At 70.9% G+C, this 2766-nt stretch carries 3 protein-coding genes; all 3 read left to right on the top strand.

All coding sequences use genetic code 11. The features are described from left to right. Window positions 1-95 precede the first annotated feature (95 nt). The gene (locus tag Q4D18_RS11490; protein ID WP_303128531.1) at window positions 96-875 is read left to right on the top strand and encodes an HK97 family phage prohead protease; all 780 of its coding nucleotides are present in this window, start codon (window positions 96-98) and stop codon (window positions 873-875) included. 49 nt (window positions 876-924) lie between these two features. Beyond that, a complete protein-coding gene (locus tag Q4D18_RS11485; RefSeq protein ID WP_303128530.1) occupies window positions 925-2232 on the top strand; it encodes a phage major capsid protein in 1308 nt (435 codons plus the stop codon). A gap of 91 nt (window positions 2233-2323) precedes the next feature. Continuing rightward, window positions 2324-2584, top strand: coding sequence for a hypothetical protein (locus tag Q4D18_RS11480; protein ID WP_303128528.1), 261 nt, complete (start codon window positions 2324-2326; stop codon window positions 2582-2584). The last annotated feature ends 182 nt before the right edge of the window (window positions 2585-2766 follow it).

The raw sequence follows: 2766 nt of genomic DNA, 5'->3' as shown, positions 1-2766 counted from the left end.
GCGAACGGACTGCCTGAACTCATGCTCGACGTCTCCACTCATGTGCCGAGCATAACCGAAAGGGTTATCACTACCCGTTGACCGAGGAGGTCACCTTGCACATCAAGACCACCCCCGCGGTGCGCGTGAAGGCCGGCCCGGACGACGGGCTCGCCGAGGGCGAGTTCATCGTCTACCCCTCCACGTTCACCCGCGAGCCCGACTCCTACGGCGACGTCGTCGCCCCCGGCGCGTTCACCGAGGACATCGAGGCGTGGAAGTCCTCGGGCAAGTCCCTGCCGGGCCTGTTCGGGCACCGCATGGACGACCCCGACTTCTACGTGGCCTACGCCCTGGACATGGGCGAGGACGAGCACGGCTGGTGGGTCAAGGGCTCCTTCGACATGGAGTCCCCCAAGGGCCCGCACGTGTACCGGCTCGTGAAGGGCCGGCGCCTGAACCAGCTCAGCTTCGCCTACGACACCCTCGAGGAGGGCGCCGTGGAGCTCGAGGACGGCCGCAAGGCCAACGAGCTGCGCAAGCTGCGCGTCCATGAGTTCTCGTTTGTGCCGATCGGCGCGAACCAGGACACCTCCGTGGTCGCCGTGAAGGGCCTCGTGGACGGTCTGAAGGCCGGCCGCGTGCTCTCCAATGCCAACGAGACCGCGCTGCGCGAAGCGCGCGACTCCATCGACTCCGTCCTGTCCTCCCTGCCCCCCGAGGGCGGCACCGAGGACACCGGCGGCACCAACGACCAGGACCAGGCCAGCGGCACCGGCAAGGCCAACGACGAGGGCGCGCAGCGCGTCAAGTCGGAGGAGCCCGCCGGCGGGCCGTCCGCTCACACCCTGGCGTCCCAGCGGCTCGAGCTCGCCATGCGCGTCTCGGCCCCCTGATCCCGCGCGCACCCCGCGCGCACCCGACACCAGTCCAGGAGGACACACCATGAGCGAGACCAAGCTCAAGCGGCTGCAGAACGCCGCCCTGGCGGCCGTCAAGGACGCCACCGACATCGCGGAGAAGGCCGACGCCGAGTCCCGCGAGATGAACACCGATGAGAAGGCCCGCTACGACGACGCCATGGCCAAGGGCGCCCGCCTGCTCGAGGACATGAAGGCCGCCAAGCGCGACGCCGAGATCATCGCCCAGGCGAAGTCCCTGGCCGACGAGATCGGTGGGCACGCCCCCGACGACGTCGACGCCCAGCAGGAGGCGGGGACCCCCAGCGCGCGAGTGAAGAACCTCGGCCTGGAGGTCGTTTCCTCGCCGCAGTTCAAGTCCATGATGAGCGGCTTCACGGACGCCGCCGGGAACGTCCGCATCCCGGACCGCACCACGGTCAAGTCCGACCCGATCCGCGTGAAGTCCCTCTTCACCGGCGCCTCCGGCACCTCCGCCGGCGCGTTCGTCACCCCGGAGCAGACCGGCATCATCGAGATGCTCGGCCGCCGCCCCCTGACGATCCGCGACCTCATCTCGGTCCGCCGCACCGGCTCCGACACCGTCGAGTACGTCCGCCAGACCGCGCACACCAACGCGGCCGCCGTCGTCCCCGAGGCCCAGTCCGCCGCCCCGATCGACGGCACCACCGTCACCCCGGTCATCGGCGGCCTCAAGCCCGAGGGCTCCTGGGCCTTCGAGCGCGTCTCCACCTCGGTGAAGACCATCGCCGAGTGGGTGCCCGTCACCAAGCGGGCGCTCGCGGACGCCGCGCAGCTCGAGGACCTGATCCGCGACGAGCTGTCCAAGGACATCGCGGAGCGGGAGGAGGAGCAGATTCTCGCCGGCGACGGCGTCGGGGAGAACATCACCGGCATCCTCTCCACCTCGGGCATCCAGTCCCAGGCGTTCGACACGGACATCTTCGTGTCGGTCCGTCGGGCCATCACGAAGGCCCGCACCGTGGGCCGCGTGGTGCCGAACGCGGTGCTGATGAACCCGCTGGACGTGGAGACCGTGGACCTGGCCCGCGAGGATGGCGGCCGCTTCTACGGGGCCGGCCCGTTCAGCATGGGCCCGCGCACCCTGTGGTCCCTGCCGATCGTGGAGTCCGAGACCATCTCCGCGGGCACCGCGGTCGTGGGCGACTTCTCCAAGGCCGTGCTCTGGGACCGCGAGGAGACCACGGTCACCTTCTCCGACTCGCACGCGGACTTCTTCATCCGCAACCTCGTGGCCGTCCTGGCCGAGGAGCGCGTCGCGTTCGGCGTGACCCGCCCGGCTGCGTTCGTGCAGACCGACGTCGCCGCCTGATCGGTGACGCCCTGACGGCCCGCCCGCCCCGCACCGGGGCGGGCGGGCCGCCCTACACCCCCTTGATCCCGCCTCTCCCGAGGAGACCGCCATGAGCGCCCTGAAGCCCTACACCGTCCACACCCCCTCCGGTGTGACGACCACCCTGCTGCTCACCGACCGCGACGCGAAGCTGCGCGGCTTCACCGCCCCCGACGAGGCCGTCCCGGCTGAGCCGAAGCCCGCCCGCCGCAAGCGGGCGTCCAAGCCGGCGAACAAGCAGGCACCCGCCCCGGCCGACAAGGCCGTGCAGGGCGAGGACTCCAAGACCGAGGGCGCCGACTTCGCGGCGTTCGAGACCACCGCCGACTGACCGGGAAGGGGGCGCGCCCATGGCCAACGACCTGATCCAGTCTGACGAGCTGATCGGCTTCGCCGGCGCCCCGTACCATCAGGCCGCGGTCGACGCCGCCGTCGGCGCGCTGCGCGCCGAGTGCGAGTGGCACATCGCCCCGGTCCACGAGGACACCTGGACGATCCGCACGGGCGGGCAGG

It is taken from the genome of Micrococcus sp., assembly GCF_030523875.1.
Lineage (GTDB): Bacteria > Actinomycetota > Actinomycetes > Actinomycetales > Micrococcaceae > Micrococcus.
Note: the sequence above shows the minus strand (reverse complement) of the source record. Positions and strands in the feature narration are given on the sequence as shown.